The sequence below is a fragment of the Nostoc sp. genome, assembly GCF_036918015.1.
GTDB lineage: Bacteria > Cyanobacteriota > Cyanobacteriia > Cyanobacteriales > Nostocaceae > Nostoc.
Genome location: NZ_JBALEO010000073.1, coordinates 1 through 19,332, shown reverse-complemented (window position 1 = coordinate 19,332; position 19,332 = coordinate 1). Strand labels below are relative to the sequence as shown.

Annotated in this window: 14 protein-coding genes and 1 pseudogene; 7 read left to right on the top strand and 8 right to left on the bottom strand. The window is 44.0% G+C overall.

Annotated elements, in window-relative coordinates; translation table 11 throughout:
* Positions 1-43: 43 nt before the first annotated feature.
* From V7K61_RS19260 to dnaJ, 6 genes are all read right to left on the bottom strand, one after another.
* On the bottom strand, positions 44-241 hold the full coding sequence (locus V7K61_RS19260) for a DUF6887 family protein (RefSeq protein WP_069070282.1): 198 nt from the start codon (positions 239-241) through the stop codon (positions 44-46).
* Positions 225-416 carry a DUF6888 family protein gene (locus V7K61_RS19255; RefSeq protein WP_442936337.1) on the bottom strand — a complete coding sequence of 64 codons (192 nt, stop codon included), beginning with the start codon at positions 414-416 and terminating at the stop codon, positions 225-227. Before V7K61_RS19255 ends, V7K61_RS19260 begins: the two co-directional genes overlap by 17 nt.
* Positions 417-489: 73 nt before the next feature.
* A complete protein-coding gene (locus tag V7K61_RS19250; RefSeq protein ID WP_335055634.1) occupies positions 490-2,079 on the bottom strand; it encodes a glycoside hydrolase family 57 protein in 1,590 nt (529 codons plus the stop codon).
* Positions 2,080-2,899: 820 nt separating this feature from the next.
* Positions 2,900-4,021, bottom strand: coding sequence for a small ribosomal subunit biogenesis GTPase RsgA (rsgA, locus tag V7K61_RS19240; protein ID WP_335055632.1), 1,122 nt, complete (start codon positions 4,019-4,021; stop codon positions 2,900-2,902).
* Complete coding sequence (locus V7K61_RS19235) at positions 4,018-4,275, bottom strand: sulfurtransferase TusA family protein (RefSeq protein ID WP_099102520.1); 258 nt, start codon at positions 4,273-4,275, stop codon at positions 4,018-4,020. The genes rsgA and V7K61_RS19235 overlap by 4 nt, the downstream gene beginning before the upstream one ends.
* Complete coding sequence (dnaJ, locus tag V7K61_RS19230; protein ID WP_104909241.1) at positions 4,275-5,405, bottom strand: molecular chaperone DnaJ; 1,131 nt, start codon at positions 5,403-5,405, stop codon at positions 4,275-4,277. Before dnaJ ends, V7K61_RS19235 begins: the two co-directional genes overlap by 1 nt.
* A 168-nt stretch (positions 5,406-5,573) precedes the next feature.
* On the opposite strand from dnaJ, the gene V7K61_RS19225 reads away from it, so the two are divergent.
* Positions 5,574-5,852 (top strand): hypothetical protein, encoded by a 279-nt coding sequence (locus V7K61_RS19225; RefSeq protein ID WP_335055630.1) that lies wholly within the window; start codon positions 5,574-5,576, stop codon positions 5,850-5,852.
* 358 nt (positions 5,853-6,210) lie between these two features.
* Here the strand turns inward: V7K61_RS19225 and dnaK are convergent, their stop codons facing one another.
* Together dnaK and grpE are read right to left on the bottom strand one after the other, a co-directional pair.
* The gene (gene dnaK, locus V7K61_RS19220) at positions 6,211-8,169 is read right to left on the bottom strand and encodes a molecular chaperone DnaK (RefSeq protein WP_335055923.1); all 1,959 of its coding nucleotides are present in this window, start codon (positions 8,167-8,169) and stop codon (positions 6,211-6,213) included.
* A gap of 225 nt (positions 8,170-8,394) precedes the next feature.
* Positions 8,395-9,141, bottom strand: coding sequence for a nucleotide exchange factor GrpE (grpE, locus tag V7K61_RS19215; protein WP_335055628.1), 747 nt, complete (start codon positions 9,139-9,141; stop codon positions 8,395-8,397).
* Positions 9,142-9,655: 514 nt separating this feature from the next.
* On the opposite strand from grpE, the gene V7K61_RS19210 reads away from it, so the two are divergent.
* The 6 genes and pseudogenes from V7K61_RS19210 (at position 9,656) to V7K61_RS19185 (ending at position 19,150) form a co-directional block, all read left to right on the top strand.
* On the top strand, positions 9,656-11,659 hold the full coding sequence (locus tag V7K61_RS19210) for a GspE/PulE family protein (RefSeq protein ID WP_335055626.1): 2,004 nt from the start codon (positions 9,656-9,658) through the stop codon (positions 11,657-11,659).
* Positions 11,660-11,780: 121 nt separating this feature from the next.
* Positions 11,781-12,911: pseudogene (locus V7K61_RS19205) on the top strand (type IV pilus twitching motility protein PilT); the annotation flags it as partial.
* Positions 12,912-13,083: 172 nt separating this feature from the next.
* Positions 13,084-14,310: a type II secretion system F family protein gene (locus V7K61_RS19200; protein ID WP_335055622.1), complete on the top strand. Its 1,227-nt coding sequence runs from the start codon at positions 13,084-13,086 to the stop codon at positions 14,308-14,310.
* A gap of 121 nt (positions 14,311-14,431) precedes the next feature.
* Positions 14,432-14,992 (top strand): hypothetical protein, encoded by a 561-nt coding sequence (locus V7K61_RS19195; protein ID WP_335055620.1) that lies wholly within the window; start codon positions 14,432-14,434, stop codon positions 14,990-14,992.
* Between the two features lie 472 nt (positions 14,993-15,464).
* A complete protein-coding gene (locus V7K61_RS19190) occupies positions 15,465-16,559 on the top strand; it encodes a serine/threonine-protein kinase (protein ID WP_335055618.1) in 1,095 nt (364 codons plus the stop codon).
* Between the two features lie 566 nt (positions 16,560-17,125).
* Positions 17,126-19,150: a serine/threonine-protein kinase gene (locus tag V7K61_RS19185; protein WP_335055616.1), complete on the top strand. Its 2,025-nt coding sequence runs from the start codon at positions 17,126-17,128 to the stop codon at positions 19,148-19,150.
* Positions 19,151-19,332: the final 182 nt, after the last annotated feature.

Genomic DNA, 19,332 nt, shown 5'->3' with positions numbered 1-19,332 from the left:
CGACAGGAACTTGGACTAAGCAGCAGTGAATTAGACAATAATCTCAAAGTTCTCCATTAATCTTACGCCTGATAATTTCCATCTGGGCTTGCATATCAGCTTCTGTCACAGGCATAGGATAGCCTTTAGAATTAGGGTCACGTTTGCTCATTAAAAAACGTAGAGCTTCAATGTCTTCGCGATTTTCCACCACGTAAGCTCTCAACTCTGTAAAACTCATTTGCTCATAATTCTGGTTCATTGACAAAATCCCAGATTCCATTACTTAGTACAATGACTTGGAGTTCATCTCCAGCTAGCATGTAAACTTGCCCTGTTTTGTCGTCAAATCGAAATAAGCGGATGTCTTTGTAAAGATTTGACAGCATTTGACAAACCCTTACACAGACTAAGGCTTGCTCTGTTGTTGGTAAAATAAACGAACGCTCCTCACTACTAATATAAGGTGGGCAATGCCCACCTTACAGCTGTTGATTATTTTTTGTGAGACTACAACGGACGGTAAACGCGATAGTTAATTTCGGGGAAGATATTATCCATTAACTCGACTTTTTCCAACCAACCACTGTCAACTTTGCCGATTTTAACGTCTTCATAGAGCTTATTAAACCGCATTAGGTGCGATCGCGTCCGTCTAACTGCATAGGGTACCATCGTTCCCGTCCGCATAATAAATGCCCAGTCGGAAGATTGTGCTAATAACAATTCCCGCGCCGCTTGGTTCAATGCTTTTTCCCCCAACTCATCTTCTGGTTCCAGATGGGAGATTTCAATCATCCGTTCAGCAGCTTTGTGCAAATGCGGATAAATCCACGCATTCGTTTCATTCAACCAATACTCATGGAAACCCTTGAAACCCCAACTCGACTGCGAAGGACGACACACTTGCTGAGTTGGCTGATCTCGCAAATAGTCTGCTAAATGGGTCATTTGATATGTTTTTTGGTCATACCACGATTTGCGGAATAGGTAATCAATGAACCAAGGGCCTTCATACCACCAATGTCCAAATAACTCTGCGTCATAAGGCGAAACGATAATTGGCGGGCGCTGCATTATACCATAGAGATGCTCAGATTGCCGCTCTCGATTATACATAAAGTTATCAGCGTGTTCTGCGGCCTTTTCCCTAGCCCAATAAGGATCGTAGAGTGCCTTATCTGATAGACCTAAGCCACGGCCTGTAATTTTGTGATACTTAATGCCCGTATTTTTCCGTTGACCATTGGGCATAATATAGGGCTTGATGTACTCATATTCTGCTTCCCAGCCCAAATCTTTGTAAAATTCTCGATATTCTGCCGCTCCAGGATAGCCCACCTCAGAAGACCATACCTGTTGGGAAGATTCATGATCTCGACCAAAGACAGCAACACCACTTTCTGTATAAATTGGCGCATAAGTACCAAAGCGGGGACGGGGACGGGCGTAAAGAATGCCATGCCCATCAGTGAGAAAATAGCGTAACCCAGCATCAGCTAGCATCCGCTCTAAACCTTCATAGTAGGCACATTCCGGCAACCAAATGCCTCTGGGTGCTTTTCCAAAAGTTTGTTCGTAATGTTCGCAAGCTACCTGAATTTGCGCCCACACTGCTTGCGGATACATTTTCATCAACGGTAAATAGCCGTGAGTAGCGCCGCAAGTGATAATTTCTAGGTTGTTACTATCTTGGAACTTCTTAAAAGCTGTTACCAAGTCCCCGCCGTAGCGTTCCCATAGCTGACGCGCTTCGCTAAACTCAGTCGCGTAATGTTCGGCTAAATAACGAAGATGCCCGTTGTTGACATTATGTTCTGCTTCTAGTGCTATAAGTTCTTCTAGTTGAGCTAAGTGTGCTTCGTAGCGTTCTTGAAGCAAAGGATCGCGAAGCATCGACACTAGAGGGGGTGTCATACTCATCGTGATTTTAAAGTCGATACCGTCTCGCTTTAAGCCTTCAAATACTTTCAATAAGGGGATGTAGGTTTCTGTGATGGCTTCATAGAGCCATTCTTCCTCCAGCACGTAGTCACTTTCCGGGTGACGAACGAAGGGTAGATGTGCGTGGAGTACAAGCGCGACGTAGCCGATAGCCATAGTGATTTTGGGGTGATACTTGTAAGTTGAAGGTCGAGAGGTTTGGCTGAAATTAACAATATTTTAAGACTTTATGGGGATCGTAAGAATAGTTTTCAATTGAGTTAATTACAGTGCTTGTGAGGGTACAACATTTGTTATACCTCCATCGTCTTTTGTTGTTAACTAGTTGTAAAATCTGCCTATTTGTTTATTGTATAATCCTGCACTGAAAATATTTATTCCGGTTCAAGACCTTTGGCTAGTAAGCGTTATGCCAATTTTTCAGCCAACTTACCTCAACAATTCAAGGTGCGTTAGCCTACGGCGTAACACACCCTACTTCAAGTTTATATTTCTTCATATACATTGACTTTTGAGCGCCGACTTACTCAATTTCGGGTTTGCTTCTTCTCCCGGCAATATTCTGGGTTAACGTGCGTTTCTGTGAGAGACTCACTTAGGTTTAAAAAAACGTCATTTATAACTGAGTCTTCCGAGAAATCTGGCAGTATTTTTTACTTTCTAACTTGGGTTTGTACTGGCTCTGCTCTTTGCCTACAGCGGGCTACGCCTACGCTAAAATTATCCAAAAAAACGCTGAACTCGAACGCCGAAATCTGGTAAAAGTGGTGATGTGATTTCGTCATCAGCCAACAAGGTTGCGATCAGTTTTAATTGGGCAGCTTCTCGGCGATAAACTTCTAGCTGCTGTAATTGCCAATTTGCAATCCAATTAAACTAGGGGTGATGGCAAGGGGCTGAGACATACAAGATATTTTTTCTATTTGTATCTATGCTATCGTGACCAACCTTTGCATAGAAGTGCGCTCACACTCCTTTATTCCTCATCCCGATATAACTCTTGCAAGTCCTGTAACTGAGTCTTTCGGGAAATTCGGCGATATTTTTTACTTTCTAACTTGGGTTCGTATTGACTCTGCCCTTTGCCTTTGCTTTTGCTTTTTAACTTCATGGTAGATTCTGGATCGGCTTGTTGATGTAGCTGAGTTTTATGAGCGATCGCAGCGTCCAAAAATTCTAAATAATGTTCGTATCGTTCCCAGTCTCCCTGCACCACACACTCAGGCTCGTCTCGGTGCAGACAATCACTAAACCGACAGCTAGCAACTGCTAACCGTTTTCTTGCTTCTGGGAAATAATGGATTAATTCTTCTGGGACACAATCCATATCCGGCTGATTAAAGCCGGGAGTGTCTGCAAGCATTCCACCGCTAGGTAACTCAAATAATTCTGTATGGCGAGTGGTATGACGACCACGAGCTAGTTTGCCAGAAACTTCTCCAACTCGCAACTTCGCCGTGTCAATTAGTGTATTAATCAGGCTGGATTTACCTACACCAGAAGGCCCAGCGATTACAGTTATTTTATTGCTCAAATATCTGGCTGCTTGCTCAGTATTAATACCATCTTTAACACTGATAAATATTGGTTCATAGCCCCAACCGAGCAGGCGATCGCTAACTTTTTGTTGCTCCTGCGGTGAAATTAAATCACTTTTATTCAAGCATAAAAGCACATCCAAGCCAGTAGACTCAGCCTTAATTAGAAATCGGCTCAACTGATAAGGTTCCAAAGGTGGATCGGCAACGGCAAATACCAATAGAATTTGATTGACATTGGCGATCGCCGGACGATCTAACTCGCTTTGACGGGGTAAAACCTCAGCGATCGCACCGCGGCCTCCAGCCCAATCTGGCTCTTCTACCACAACGCGATCGCCTACCATCACCTGTTGCCCAATTTTTTTCAGCCGTGTTCTTCGGGTACAAAGCAACAGAGGAGGCGAGGGCAAAGAGGCATTTAAATTCAGTTTCTCCTCTGCTCCCCTGCTCCTCTGCTCCCCTGCCTCTTGATCCAGCTGTACTCGGTAAAAATTAGCCTGTACAGCCACTACCGTACCCAATAACTGTCCAGTTGCGGCAAAATTTTCCCCTGTCATTGGCTAGCAACTGGACGGCGCACTAACAGAGAAAAATAACTAGTGCAGTCTGTAATTTGTTCCACCTGATAACCTGCCATTGTCAAACTATCAGGAACCTGCTCAATCGGCTCACCAGGGTCTAACCAGACTTCTAGCAAACCTCCCAATGGCATTTTCTCCAGACGTAGTTTTGTCCGCACGAAATTAATCGGGCAAGGGGTGCCGCGTAAATCAAGTTGAGCATCGGGAGTTAAAACAGAAGAGGGCATCATCACTTAAATAAATTTCCCAAGAATCCTTCTAGACCGCCTTTACCAGTGCGATCGCCCTTAATTTTAGCTAGCTTCTCCAGCAGTTCCCTCTCCTCTGGGGTGACTTTATTGGGAATATCAATTAATACATTCAGCATGTGATCCCCACGACTTACGGGATTACCCAAGCGGGGTACGCCGCGATTTTCCAACTTCATCACTGTATTCGGCTGAGTTCCAGCTGGAATGATTAGTTCTACCGGGCCATCTACTGTATCTACCTCTAACCGACAACCTAAAATCGCTTGCAGGTAGCTAACTTTGATTTCCGAGAGAATATTAATTCCATCCCGTTGGAATTCCTCGTCCTCATTCACGAACAAGTAAACGTATAAATCCCCAGGAGGGCCACTACGTTGACCGGCATCTCCTTCACTAGAAATCCGTAAACGTGTGCCATTATCCACCCCCGCTGGAATGGTAATTTTGAGTTTCTTTGTGACTTGATTTGCGCCCTTACCATCACACGCGTCACACTTATCTTCAATTACCATCCCTGTTCCATTACAGGTGGGACAAGTCGAGACTTGGGTGAAACTGCCAAAGGGTGTTCTAGTCACACGCCGTACTTGAGCCGATCCGCCACAAGTCGAACAAGTGCGAGGGCGGGTTCCAGGTTTAGCACCAGAACCGCTACAAACTTCACAATTTTCTAAATGGGAAATGCGAATTTCTTTTTCGCCGCCAAATATCGCTTCCCGAAAGTCTAACTTCAGGTCTAGCCGCAGGTCATCACCCCTCGCAGGCCCACTGCGGCGTCTTTGTTGGGTGGGATTACCCATACCGCCAGCAAAGCCACTAAAAATGCTTTCAAAGATATCGGCAAAACCACCCATATCGCCGACATCTTGAAAGCCCGCGCCAGCAGCACCCGATACACCCTCTGGGCCAAAGCGATCGTAACGAGCGCGGGTTTCGGGTTCTGAGAGTACCTCATAAGCGCGGTTAATTTCTTTAAAGCGATCCTCCGCCCCCGGTTCTTTGTTCACATCTGGGTGATACTTCCGGGCTAGACGGCGATAGGCTTGTTTGATTTCTTCTTTGTCAGTGTCACGAGAGACACCCAGGATTTCATAGTAGTCGCGGGCCATATAGCAAAGGTAAAAGTTAGAAGGAAGAAAGCAGAAGTCAGTAGAACGTCATTCACGGTCACTTGCTACCCTATGGATTAAGTGTTTTGCCTACAGATATGCAAGAGCAATACATTATCCTGTTAGAGGGTGGCTTGCCGGAAGGCAGGCAGAAGATAAAATTAATTTTTGTTAATAACTGATTTTACCCTTTACCTTTTACAAAAATCACCGACAAATCTTGAGCAACAGATGCTTTCCTCGTGGGAGACGACAAAAGCTATAGAAGTTAGGAACAGGGGAAGCCTCTGCTCAGACTTCTCACTGCCGAGTCGGCTGTCTCTTTTACAATTGTGCTACGTAGGAGAGGAAAACCTCGCCCATCAACCAGAGGGGCTAGCCGCACCATTAGGTGTGGAAAACCACCCTTATGCAATGGAAGTGGCTCTGAACTTGCACATTGCCTAGCCCAAAGTAATTTGCTTCTACAATCTAGCAAACCGCTGGGGTCTTGTGAAACTTCGCTAAATATTTAGATATATAAAAATGTCTTAATAAAAATTTGCAACTTAGGGGATTGGGGAGCAGGGGACTGGGGGAGCAGGGGACTGGAGGAGCAGGGGAGCAGGGGAGCAGGGGAGCAGGGGAGCAGGGGAGCAGGGGAGCAGGGGAGCAGGGGAGCAGGGGAGCAGGGGAGCAGGGGAGCAGAGGAGAAGTTGCAGTAAGTTTTTCCCCTCTGCCCCTCTGCCCCTCTGCCCCTCTGCCCCTCTGCCTCTTGTGCCCAATACCCACTTGCCCTGAGCGAAGCCGAAGGGATGCCCAACCCCTAATCTATCGCCTCATAATCAGCCTGAGCTGTACTTTCTTCGTCAAAATCAAAGTTGAATTGTGGTATTAGTGTGCCATTCATTGGTGAGTCTACTTCTGGGGTAAAGTGACCAGATGAACCCCCCTCAATCTCATCAGTTTGGCTGTTAGCTCGATTGTAAACATCAGCACCAATTGCAAATAAGGTTTGTTGGAAGTCGTCTAAGCGCTGCTTAAATTCCACTGTGGAAATGCTGGAGTCAATCATTGCAGCTTGGAGTTGTTCAACTTTTTCACTGGCCAAGGTTTTCATCTGGTCGCCGATAAAGTTGCTATTATCCTTGATGGTGGATTCATAACTGAATAACAAATTATCTGCTTGGTTTTTGAGTTCAACCAGTTCTTTACGTCTTTTATCTTCTTCGGAAAACAGTTCGGCTTCTTGGCGCATCCGTTCTACTTCGTTGGTACTCAAGCCACCTGTATTGGTAATCCTGATACTCTGTTCTCTACCAGTACCTTTATCTTGGGCAGAAACCTTCAGGATGCCGTTGACATCGATTTCAAAGGATACTTCAATTTGCGGTACACCACGGGGCGATGGGGGAATTCCTGCTAGCAAAAACTTGCCGAGACTCTTGTTATCCCGTGACATTGCCCGTTCACCTTGGAGGATGTGAATTTCCACTGAGGTTTGCCCATCAACGGCGGTGGAAAAAACTTGTGACCGACTCGTAGGAATTGTGGTGTTGCGTTCAATGATTTTGGTGAACACTTCACCCAAAGTTTCAATTCCCAAGGACAGAGGGGTGACATCCAATAGTAAAAGATTATCGACTTCGCCACCCAACACACCTGCTTGGATAGCTGCTCCTAATGCTACGGCTTCGTCAGGGTTGATGGAGCGATCGGGAGCTTTGCCGTTGAAAAACTTAATTAGGGCGTTTTGGACTGCCGGAATACGGGTAGAACCACCTACCAAAATAATCCGATCTATGGCTTCTGGTTTGAGATCCGCATCTTTGAGCGATTGCATCAGTGGTTCGATGGTCGCTTCAATTAATTTCGCGGCCAGTTCTTCAAATTTAGAGCGGCTGAGTTCCATCTCCAGATGCTTTGGCCCGGTGTCATCCGCTGTGATAAAGGGCAAGTTGACAGAGGTATTCATCATATTGGAGAGTTCAATTTTTGCCTTTTCCGCAGCTTCCCGCAGGCGTTGCAGCGCCATCTTGTCTTTGGAAAGGTCGATTTTCTCTTGTTCTTGGAAACGTTCCATCATCCAAAGGACGATCGCATTATCAAAGTCGTCTCCACCCAAGTGGTTGTTACCACAAGTCGCCTTCACTTCAAAAACGCCATCCCCAAGTTGCAGGATCGATACGTCGAAGGTACCGCCTCCTAAGTCAAATACTAAAATTAGCTGCTCTTGGTCTTGCTTTTCTAATCCGAAAGCTAAAGCCGCAGCTGTTGGTTCATTAATGATTCGCAGGACTTCTAAACCTGCAATTGTGCCAGCATCTTTAGTTGCTTGTCTTTGGGCATCTGTGAAATATGCTGGTACGGTGATCACTGCTTGAGTAACCTCTTCACCCAAAAAGTTTTCCGCGTCCTGCTTCAGCTTTTGCAGGATCATCGCAGATAATTCTTGTGGCGTATAGTTTTTTGAGCGAATTTGGACATCAACGGTTTCGTCTCGACCTTTGACACAGTTGTAGGGGACGCGATCGCGCTCTATTTCAGTGTCTTCCCAACGCCGCCCGATGAATCGTTTAATACTGTAAATCGTGTTTTCAGCATTGGTTACGGCTTGGCGTTTTGCCAATTGACCAACCAAGCGATCGCCACTCTTCCCAAATCCCACAATACTTGGAGTTGTTCGTCCACCTTCAGAATTGGAGATCACAAGTGGTTGACCACCCTCCAAAACTGCGACGCAACTGTTAGTAGTGCCTAAGTCGATCCCAATAACTTTTCCCATATTTGCCAGTATTTTTACTGAAATTTCTGCTGTAATATGTCGCGGACTAACTTGTTTGCTAAGAACAAAGGCTAGCGGATAACGTCTGTGGAACCCCTGTTGCTGATAGCAAGATAGAAGTTGAAACACAGAGAGTTATCCAAAGCCTTGTCCAAGTTTTAGGTACGCGATGCTCGTCTTTGCTATAACCCAGGCACTTGAGGTCAGCGAGGCGAGCGACTACAGCTAACTGCTGGCTGAACTCGACTGATCTTCTGGTGCAAAAGGTGTATCTTCCTTGGGAGCAGCTACTTTGACCATTGCATGGCGTAGCACGCGATCGCCCAAGTAATATCCGCGCACTAACTCTTCTAACACTGTTCCTTCAGGATGTTCATCCGTAGGTTCCCGCATTACTGCTTCGTGCAGGTTAGGATCGAATTCTTGACCTTCGGGACGCATTGGCGATACACCCAAGCGTTTCAGGCTATCTACTAATTGTTTGTAAACGCCTTGGTAACTTTTGTGCATGGTCATTTCACCATCAGACTGTGGTTTGAGGTGCGATCGCGCCCGCTCAAAATTATCGACTACTGGCAGCAATTCCAAAATCGTATTCCGCTTCACCTGCAACTCTAGGTCTTCTTTTTCTTTGCTAGTGCGTTTTCGGTAATTCTCAAAATCAGCGGCAATCCGCATATATTGAGTACTACGCTCTTCTAGTTGCGTTTTAACGGACTCGATTTGTTGATTCAGTTCTGCCAAAGCTGCCCTTTCTACTTCAGTTTTCTCAGTTGCAGCGACGCTATTTTCTGGATTGACAGCAGTATCGCCTGATATATTTGTTTGGGCTGCCACTTGCTCTGTCACCTCGCTGCCAGATTCATTGAAATTAGTTTGGGCTGGGAAGTCACTCTTCATTGCTTGCTTTACCTCTGTTGGTTCACCCAATTGCTGGCTTGTATTGTTTATCTGTTTATTTTCATCGATCATTGTCTATTCATTCCAGATCCTATTTATGGCAGTGTATCTCTACAGCTTGCAACCGTCGTCATCCACGACTTGCAACTGAGGCTGATTTTATTGCCGACAAGTTCCTGGAAGTTATATAACCGTCCTCTTATTGTGACAAATGGTGAACACGTTAGCCCAGACGCTACTAAGGCGGGAACCCGAACGAGTAGGAATGGGGACTGGGTATTAGGGACTGGGGAAATTGGTAAATAGATCCGCGCTGTAGGGGTTTAGTAAAAGGGCAGTTAGAAACCGCCTCTACACGAGGCTTAAAACACTCAATTTTTCTTTAGTCCGCGCAGGTGGTCACTGAGCTTGTCGTACCACTTCGCTGCGCGAACGTGGAAGCAAGCTACGCGCAGCGTCTCCAAGAGTTGTGCGGACGAGAGTTTGTGTAGCAGCGAATTCTACTCGCTTTTTTGGAAAATGAGAATTCTATCTCCCAGGCTGGGAATACTTTAAGCAGAGGTTCCCCCTACTCATTCGCTCATTTATGAACTCGTCACCACAACGGCGCAGTACCGCTCTAACTACCAGAACAGAGTTTTCGCCCTTCGGCAACAAGCTAGTACAATCTGGCTATGTCAATACCGAACAGATGAGGCAGGCATTAATTGAAAGCCGCAAATCTGGCAGACCCTTAACGGAAGTATTAGAGTCACTTACTGGACAACAACTATCGCCTGAGTTGCTCAGGCAATACAAAAAACAGCAGCTATTTGAACTGAAAATACTATACGGAGTTGAATTCCTCGATCCAGAAGTCAATTCCGTTGGCAACACGATGATGGGGAACCTGATTGAAACCCTCATCCCAGTGGATATCTGCCGTCGCCATCGTTTAGTACCACTGTCGAAACACGAAGACCAAACCCCGCCCTCAGTTTTAGTGGCGATGGTTGCTCCAGATAATCTAGAAGCTTCCGATGACCTGAACCGCATATTGCGCCCCCAAGGTTTGGCCTTGCAGCGCATGGTGATTACCCAGGAAGATTACCAGCAGCTAATCAACCAATATTTGGATGAAATGGCTGTTAAGCAGAAGCATCTGGAACAAGAAAAGTTTACAGATATTAATCAGGATTTAGAAAACCTCGGAAATCTCGATCTTTCGGATGCTCCTGAAGAAATGGAGGCCGATCTAGGGGCAGCGATGAAGGGTGCAGAGGATGCCCCAGTCATCAACCTAGTCAATAGAATCCTGGCTAAAGCCTTGCATGAGGGCGTTTCTGATATTCATATCGAACCGCAAGAAGAAAACTTACGCATTCGCTTCCGCAAAGATGGCGTACTGAAGGAAGCTTTCGATCCCCTACCGAAAAAAATCATCCCGGCGGTGACAGCCCGATTTAAAATCATCTCCAATCTAGACATTGCTGAACGCCGTATGCCCCAAGATGGACGTATCCGCCGGATGTTTGAGGGACGTAAGGTGGACTTCCGGGTGAATACCTTACCCAGTCGCTACGGGGAAAAGGTGGTACTGCGGATTTTGGATAACTCCTCAACCCAACTGGGATTAGATAAGTTAATTACCGATCCAGAGACTTTACATATTGTCCAGGATATGGTTAGCCGCCCTTTTGGGCTAATTTTGGTAACTGGGCCAACTGGTTCTGGGAAAACAACCTCGCTGTATTCTGCACTGTCAGAAAAGAACGATCCCGGAATTAATATCAGTACTGTAGAAGACCCAATCGAGTACAGTCTTCCAGGGATTACTCAAGTACAGGTGATTCGGGAAAAAGGGCTAGATTTTGCTACTGCGTTGCGGGCTTTCTTGCGACAAGATCCAGATGTGCTACTAGTGGGTGAAACGCGGGATAAGGAAACGGCAAAAACAGCAATTGAAGCTGCCTTGACCGGTCACTTAGTGTTAACTACCTTACATACCAATGATGCTCCAGGTGCGATCGCTCGTTTGGGAGAAATGGGGATTGAGCCTTTCATGATTTCTAGTTCCCTAATTGGCGTTCTAGCTCAACGTTTGGTGCGACGTGTCTGTTCTGAATGTCGCATTCCCTACACTCCCACAACTGAGGAACTGGCTCGTTATGGTCTATCAGCTTCCTCTGATGTCGGAGTCACCTTCTACAAAGCTAACACCTTGACATTAGATGCGATCGCAGATGCCAAAGCCAAAAATCACCTTTGCCCAAAATGTAATGGCAACGGCTACAAAGGGCGTTGTGGTGTTTATGAAGTTATGCGAGTCACCGAAAACCTGCAAACTCTCATTAACGAAGATGCACCCACCGAACGCATCAAGGAAGTGGCAATAGAAGAGGGGATGAAAACCTTGCTGTCTTACAGTTTAGACTTAGTGCGCCAAGGTTCCACCACTTTAGAAGAAGTAGAACGAGTGACGTTTACTGATACTGGTTTGGAAGCAGAGTTAAAAGCCAAACGCAAGACTGGTCTTACCTGTCGGAGTTGCGATGCCACATTGAAACAAGAATGGCTGGATTGTCCTTACTGTATGACAGCTCGGTTTTAAGACTAATAGTCATTAGTCATTGGTCATTAGTCATTAGTCATTGGTGAATGCTTAATAACTTTAAACAAATGACAACAGACAAATGACAAATGACAAATAAAAAACATTAAAAGGAAGCAGAACTATGGAAATGATGATTGAAGACTTGATGGAGCAGTTGATTGAATTGGGTGGCTCGGATATGCATTTATCCGCAGGTTTGCCTCCCTACTTCCGCATCAGTGGCAAACTTACGCCCATAGGTGAGCATGTATTGACAGCCGATCAATGTCAAAGGCTGATTTTTAGTATGCTCAACAACACCCAGCGTAAAACCTTAGAGCAGAACTGGGAGTTGGATTGTTCTTATGGTGTTAAGGGTTTGGCTCGCTTTCGGGTCAATGTTTATAAAGAACGTGGTTCTTATGCTGCTTGTTTACGGGCATTAAGTTCTAAGATTCCTAACTTTGAAAAGTTAGGTCTGCCAGATATCGTGCGGGAAATGACAGATAAGCCCAGAGGGCTAATTCTGGTGACAGGCCCTACAGGTTCCGGGAAGACAACGACCCTAGCGGCAATGATTGACTTGATTAACCGCACCAAAGCAGAGCATATTTTGACGGTGGAAGACCCAATTGAATTTGTCTACGAACCAATTAAAAGTTTGGTTCACCAACGGCAACTAGGTGAAGATACTAAGAGCTTTGCTAATGCTTTGAAAGCAGCTTTGCGGGAAGATCCAGATATTGTTCTGGTAGGGGAAATGCGCGATTTAGAAACGATTTCCTTGGCGATTTCCGCAGCAGAAACAGGACACTTGGTATTTGGTACGCTACACACCAGTTCTGCTGCACAAACGGTTGACCGGATTATTGACGTTTTTCCCCATGAAAGACAAACCCAGGTGCGGGTGCAACTGTCTAACTCGTTAGTGGCGGTATTTAGCCAAACCTTAGTGTCCAAGAAAAGCCCTAAACCTGGTGAATATGGTCGGGTAATGGCTCAAGAAATTCTGATTGTCACTCCCGCTATTTCTAACTTGATTCGAGAAGGCAAAACATCTCAAATTTACTCAGCTATTCAAACTGGTGGCAAATTGGGGATGCAAACTCTAGAGAAGGTTTTAGCCGATTTTTACAAAAATGGAACCATTTCCTTTGAAGCGGCCATGTCTAAGACTTCTAAGCCAGATGAAATCCAACGTCTCATCGGTACTTCTGTGCCACCACAGGGAGCAGGTGCGAAACCTGGTGCGGCTGCCAAAGCGCATTAAAGAAACTGGGGATGAGAAGGGAGTGTGGAGAGATGAGGGAGTGTGGGGAGTGTGGGGAGTGTGGGGAGATGATGAATTTTGCTTCCCTCTCCTCCCACACCCCCCACACCTCCCAATGCCCAATGCCCCATGCCCCATGCCCAATTAATAACAACTATTTTGAATTTATTTTATGCCAAACTTCGTTGCCCGTGTTCGGGATTCGCAAGGAAAATCTCGAACCGAAAAAATTGTTGCCGAATCCTTGGTACAAGCTCGGACTAATCTCAGAGATCAAGGTTTTGTAATCCAAGAACTCAAGCAATCTCAGGGATTTCAGCCAGATGTTGCCTTCAAAAATTTCCAGAATTCCTTAGTTAAGGTTTCTGTGAAAGACAAAGCCGTTTTTTCGCGTCAATTTGCCGTTTTGATGAATGCGGGAGTTGCGATCGTTAGAAGTCTGGGGGTGCTTTCTGAACAGTGTAGTAATACTAAATTGAAACAAGCCCTTGTGGACATTAGCACCGATGTTCAAAGTGGAATGAATCTTTCAGAGGCAATGCGGAAGCATCCTGACTGTTTTGATGGATTATATGTGAGTATGATTCAAGCTGGCGAAGTTGGTGGTGTTCTAGACGAAGTATTGAATCGTTTAGCTAAGTTGTTAGAAGATGTTGCTCGTCTACAAAACCAAATTAAATCAGCAATGTCTTATCCAACGGTTGTGGGTTTTATCGCAGTTGCGATCTTTCTTGGCATGACTATTTTTCTGATTCCGATTTTTGCCACTATTTTTACACAAATTGGAATCTCATTACCACCTCTAACGCAATTCTTGATGGATGCTAGTAAGTTTTTGAGAAGTCCGGGTGCTTTCGTCCTGCTTGCTGCTCTTATAGGACTGAAAATTGCCTTTACACAATACGGTAAAACTCCTGTTGGTCGCATGACAATTGATCGTCTTTCCCTCAAGATGCCATTGTTTGGTGACTTAATTCAAAAATCTTCAGTTGCCCGCTTTAGCCGGACTTTTGGTTCTTTAACTCGTTCAGGTGTACCAATTTTAACTTGCTTAGAAATTGTCCGAGATACATCAGGAAACCAAATAATTGCCAATGCCATAGATGCAGCCCGCATGGAAATTCAACAAGGAGGTATGATTAGCATTGCTTTACAACAAAGTGATGGCGTTTTTCCGGCTATGGCAATTCAGATGATTAGTATCGGAGAAGAAACTGGAGAATTAGATGCAATGTTGATGAAAGTTGCTGATTTCTATGAAGATGAAGTTGAGCAAGCAGTAAAAGCAATGACTAGTATTTTAGAACCGGTGATGATTGTAGTTCTAGGGGGAATGGTGGGAACCATTTTGCTAGCGATGTATCTGCCGATGTTTGCGGTATTTGAAAAGCTGGGATAAAGGATTAATAGTTAAGAGTTAGAAGTTAGGAGTTAGGAATAGAAACATTTTATTTATAACTTTTAACTTCTAACTGATTAATTTTATTCTTAACTGCTAACTACTCACTATTTAATAAACTATGACTGTGCAAAAATCTCAGTACGAAGCAAGTTTGGCAGAGTACAGCAATCATCTAGCTGCGATCGCCTTATTAAAGCAATATCGGCCATACTTGGAGATGATTCCCAGTCTGCGCCGTCCTGATGAAAGTGTGATCACTATACCTTTGCCAATTGTCCGGCTTCGGAATACTGCTACAACAGCCCCACAAACGATTTGCTTACCCTGTGATGTGGCAATTTTGATGTGCGATCCAGAGTGGAAAATCAAAACTGGAGCAGAAATTTTAGTCTTTATTCATCGCGCTCACGAAGATTTTTCTGATTTATTAGGACGTTGGCGACAAACCCAAGTTTGTCTGGACAACGATTATGAGTGGTTGATGCCTCTCCGTCACAGTCATATTTTGAGTGAAGGAGCTAATGCAATATATCCTCTGTTTATCGTTTTTAGTGAGACTTTAGAACGCATCCAAAGAGGTCTTGTGGGAGCCGAACTCCCATTTATTATACAAACACCAGATTTGCTGGTTGAAGATAATTTCACAGATATTTTCTCTTCACAAACTCCACCAGCTTAGGTATTTACAGCAGAATTCAGAATTCAAGAGTAAAATACGCTTTATACCTAGCTAACAGACGAATCGTTGTGTACCTCACTAACTTGAAGTCTGCTGTATAGTCAAAAAAACATCCCATCCCTGCGGGACGCTCCGCGAACGAAAGAATGCAAGGACTTGCATTTTTATAAATGTACTAAGTGTGAAACTACATATTTTACCCCCGGCTACGCCGTCCCCCTTTTGCTAAACTAGAGGGGTTTTATTATGTGCATCTTCATACAAAATTGTTATAAATACCCACCAACAGACTTTCACCTCTACCAAACTACAAATTAGCTTGTGACACATCCGTAAAAGGGCTAGTTCTATAAAAATTTATTGCTACTTTTTGAAGAGTAATGAGGATTTGGCAAAGATTCAGTAATCTTACTGTTGCCAATAAAGAATTGTCATAGAATTAGAGACATTTAAAAGCAGATACTTTATACTAATGAATCGTTTTTCTCAAAAAACAACGAATTATCAAGAGAGCATTTCACAACAAACTCAGTTGAGTCAGATGTGTGGTTCCAAACGGCTATTTCGCGATCGCTATGAAATACTGCAAATTTTAGGTAGAGGTGGTTTTGGTGTAACATTTTTAGCCAAAAATGCCGTATTACCTGGGAATCCACTTTGTGTCATTAAACAGCTTTGTCCAAAAGTGACTAGTCCCCAAAGTTGGCAAAGGGCGTGTATGCGCTTTGAAAAAGAAGCAAGAACTTTGGGGCAACTCGGTAGTCATTCGCAAATTCCCATGCTATTAGACTACTTTCAGGCAAATGGGGAGTTCTTTTTAATTCAAGAATATGTGCCGGGTTTGACTTTGGCGCGAGAAGTGCGGCAAAATGGGCCTAAAAGTGAAGCCTCAGTTAAGCAGTTCTTACAGGAATTATTACCTGTCTTACACTATCTTCATAAACATCATGTGATTCATCGGGATATTAAGCCTCAGAATTTATTGCGGTGTGAATATGATGGGCGCATAGTGCTGATTGATTTTGGTGCGGTGAAAGAGAAATTAGTTGATGCTTGTGAAAACTCAATCAATCAAGCTGCAAATACCAACTTTATTGGGACTAGAGGATTTGCACCACCAGAACAGTTCTCTCTACGTCCAGTTTATGCCAGTGATATTTATGCACTGGGTGTAACTTGTATTTATATGTTGACTGCTAAAAGTCCTTTAGAATTGGACTACGATCCAAAAACTGGTGAAATATCTTGGCAAAAACAGGTAAATATCAGCAACAGTTTTGCCCAGATTTTAGGAAAAATGCTGAAAATCACTTTAGAGGATCGGTTTAAGACTGCCGATGAAGTTATAAAAGCTTTAAGTAGTGAAAGTTATTTGCCTACTTTGGCTAACTGTCTAACTACCCAAAAATTAAATAATAAAAGTATTACACAACACGAAATTACACAAAATAAAATTACACAACATGAAATTACACAACACGAAAATTATGATGTATATATGCCACCTGTAGCCAGAACTGCTAGTGCCATTCGGAAATGGAGAGCAAGATTCAAGGAAACAAGATAACATATAGCAGAATTCAGAATTCAGAATTCAGAATTCAGAATGGGCTACGCCCCGCTGCGCTAACAGGAGTAAAACACGCTTTATAACTGGGTAACAGACTTAGCTTGTGTACCTCAACAACTTGAAATCTGCTGTAAGTTGCAGCCTTTTTACCTGAAGTATCAAATGAATAATTAATTATGGGCAATTTAAAATACCCAAAACAAATTTAGTAAGCATTTTAACTATATTTGATAGTCAGTAATGATTAATTGATCGGGGTTTATCTTCAATACTTAGTCAGTTCTCGCTTGCCAAGATACAAGCAAAATTACTAGGTTTAAAAGTTCCAAAAAATATTTTTATTCAGATTATTATATAATCGATAGCATAATTAATCTTATGGCTCTCGTAGTTTTCCACAGATGAGGAAGACTGACTACTATTTACAAAAGCTAACTATATAAGTAATTCCCCAATCCCCAGAACAGGGTTTATCTACCACAAGTAAGCGAGAGTCAATTATTTTAAGGGAAAGTTCGGGGCAAACTTAGCCTAAGTTGTCATGCAGTCGCGCCTGTCAGATCATGATCTGCTGCTTAAATCCCGATTGCTCAAATCCCCTGAATCCCAATGGAAAGAAGTTTTGCCAAAGTTGTAGCACCCCGCTGGTGTCACTTTTAAGAAATCGCTTTCGTGTCATCCGAGTCCTTTCAGATGAGGGGGGATTTGGCAGAACCTATCTATCAGAAGACGTAGATAAACTCAATGAACGCTGTGTTATCAAGCAATTAGCTCCAAAATTCCAAGGAACTTGGTCGCAAAAAAAGGCGATGGAGTTGTTTGCCGAAGAAGCGCAGCGACTACAAGACCTTGGGGAACATCCCCAAATTCCGACTTTGATAGCTTACTTTGAGCAAGACGGCTGCCTATATTTGGTGCAGCAGTTTATCAATGGAGATAATTTGTTAAAGGAGTTGCAACAGCGCAAGACTTATAACGCTAGAGACATTCAATCTATTTTGCTAGATTTACTGCCCATCTTAAAATTTATCCACGATCGCAAAGTTATTCACCGAGACATCAAGCCAGAAAATATTATCCGCAATAAAAATGATGGGCGATTATGCCTGATTGATTTTGGCTCCTCAAAGCAATTTACCGCCAAAGTTCAGCAGAAATCTGGCACATCCATTGGTTCACATGGTTATTCTCCCCTAGAACAAATTAGAGATGGGAAAGCTTTCCCCGCCAGCGACTTGTTCGGTGTGGGGGCTACCTGCTTTCATCTGCTAACGGGAAATTCCCCGTTTCAGTTGTGGATGGAATCTGGATACGCCTGGGTAAGTAATTGGCGGGAATATTTGCGGAGTCCGATAAATCCTGAGTTGGATTTTGTCATTGACAAGCTTTTAAAAAAAGATATCCAGGAACGTTACCAGTCAGCCGAAGAAGTCCTGAGAGACTTGACTCCCAAACAACTCCTCGCCCTGCCACCTGCGGGTAAGTCATCTGGGAAATTACCACCAACTAAAGCACCAGTTTTACCAAAAAGTTATCCCTTACTGAGAATTTTAATCTTGTTAAGTGCTTTCATTCTGTTATTTGGATTCAGCGAATCTTGGTATAAAAATTTTCGCCGGATTCAAACCAGTTTGGTTTCCAGGTTGATTCAACACAATAGTCCTGGTAAAAATGACGCGATTTTGAGTCAGATTAGCTTGGGTAAGGTTTCCTTAGATAACACCCTCCAAGGACACGAAAACTCAGTTTTATCTGTCGCCATCAGCCCCGATGGTAAAACCATAGCCAGCAGTGGCGATCGCACAATCAAACTTTGGAATCTCGCAACCGGAAAACTGATCGCTTCACTCAACGGGCATTTTCAGCAGGTGAATGTCGTGGTAATTAGTCCAGATGGCAAACTTCTAGTTAGTGCCAGTGATGACAACACCATTAAAATCTGGAATTTGGCAACACGCAAACAAATTCGCACTCTTATAGGGCATTCTGACTCAGTTCATGCCCTAGCCATCAGTGCTGATAGTGAGACTCTAGTGACTGGCAGTGATGACAACACAATAAAAATCTGGGATTTGGCAACAGGAGAGCAAATTCGGACACTAGCAGGGCATACATTCTGGGTGCGATCGGTGGCTATTAGTCCTAATGGTGTGATTCTAGCCAGTGGCAGTTTTGACAAGACGATCAAAATCTGGAATCTAGCAAAAGGATACCCAATCCGCACACTAGAAGGAAATTCTCAAACAGTGACAACTGTGGCTATTAGCCCAAATGGTAAAACTTTAGCCACTGCTAGCCGCGATCGCACCATCAAACTTTGGAATTTAGCTACCGGAAGAGAACTTCGCACCCTAGCGGGACATGGCAACACTGTCACATCCGTAGCCTTTAGTACCGATGGTAAAATTATTGCTAGTGGTAGCCGCGATCGCACTATCAAACTGTGGAATACAGCAACAGGAGAAGAAATTCTCACATTGGCGGGGCACACCAACACCGTCACATCTGTTACCTTCACTCCTGATGGCAAAACCCTTGTTAGCGGTAGTGAAGATAACACGATTAAGATTTGGCGGTTGTCTCAGTGAATGGGGATTAGGGATTGAGGATTGGGGATGAAGGAGAGTTAGAATCTCGTTCATCCACCTTTGAACTGGATGAATCCATATAAAAGACTCGTTCATCCACCTTTGAACTGGATGAATCCATATAAAAGACTCGTTCATCCACCTTTGAACTGGATGAATCCATATAAAAGACTCGTTCATCC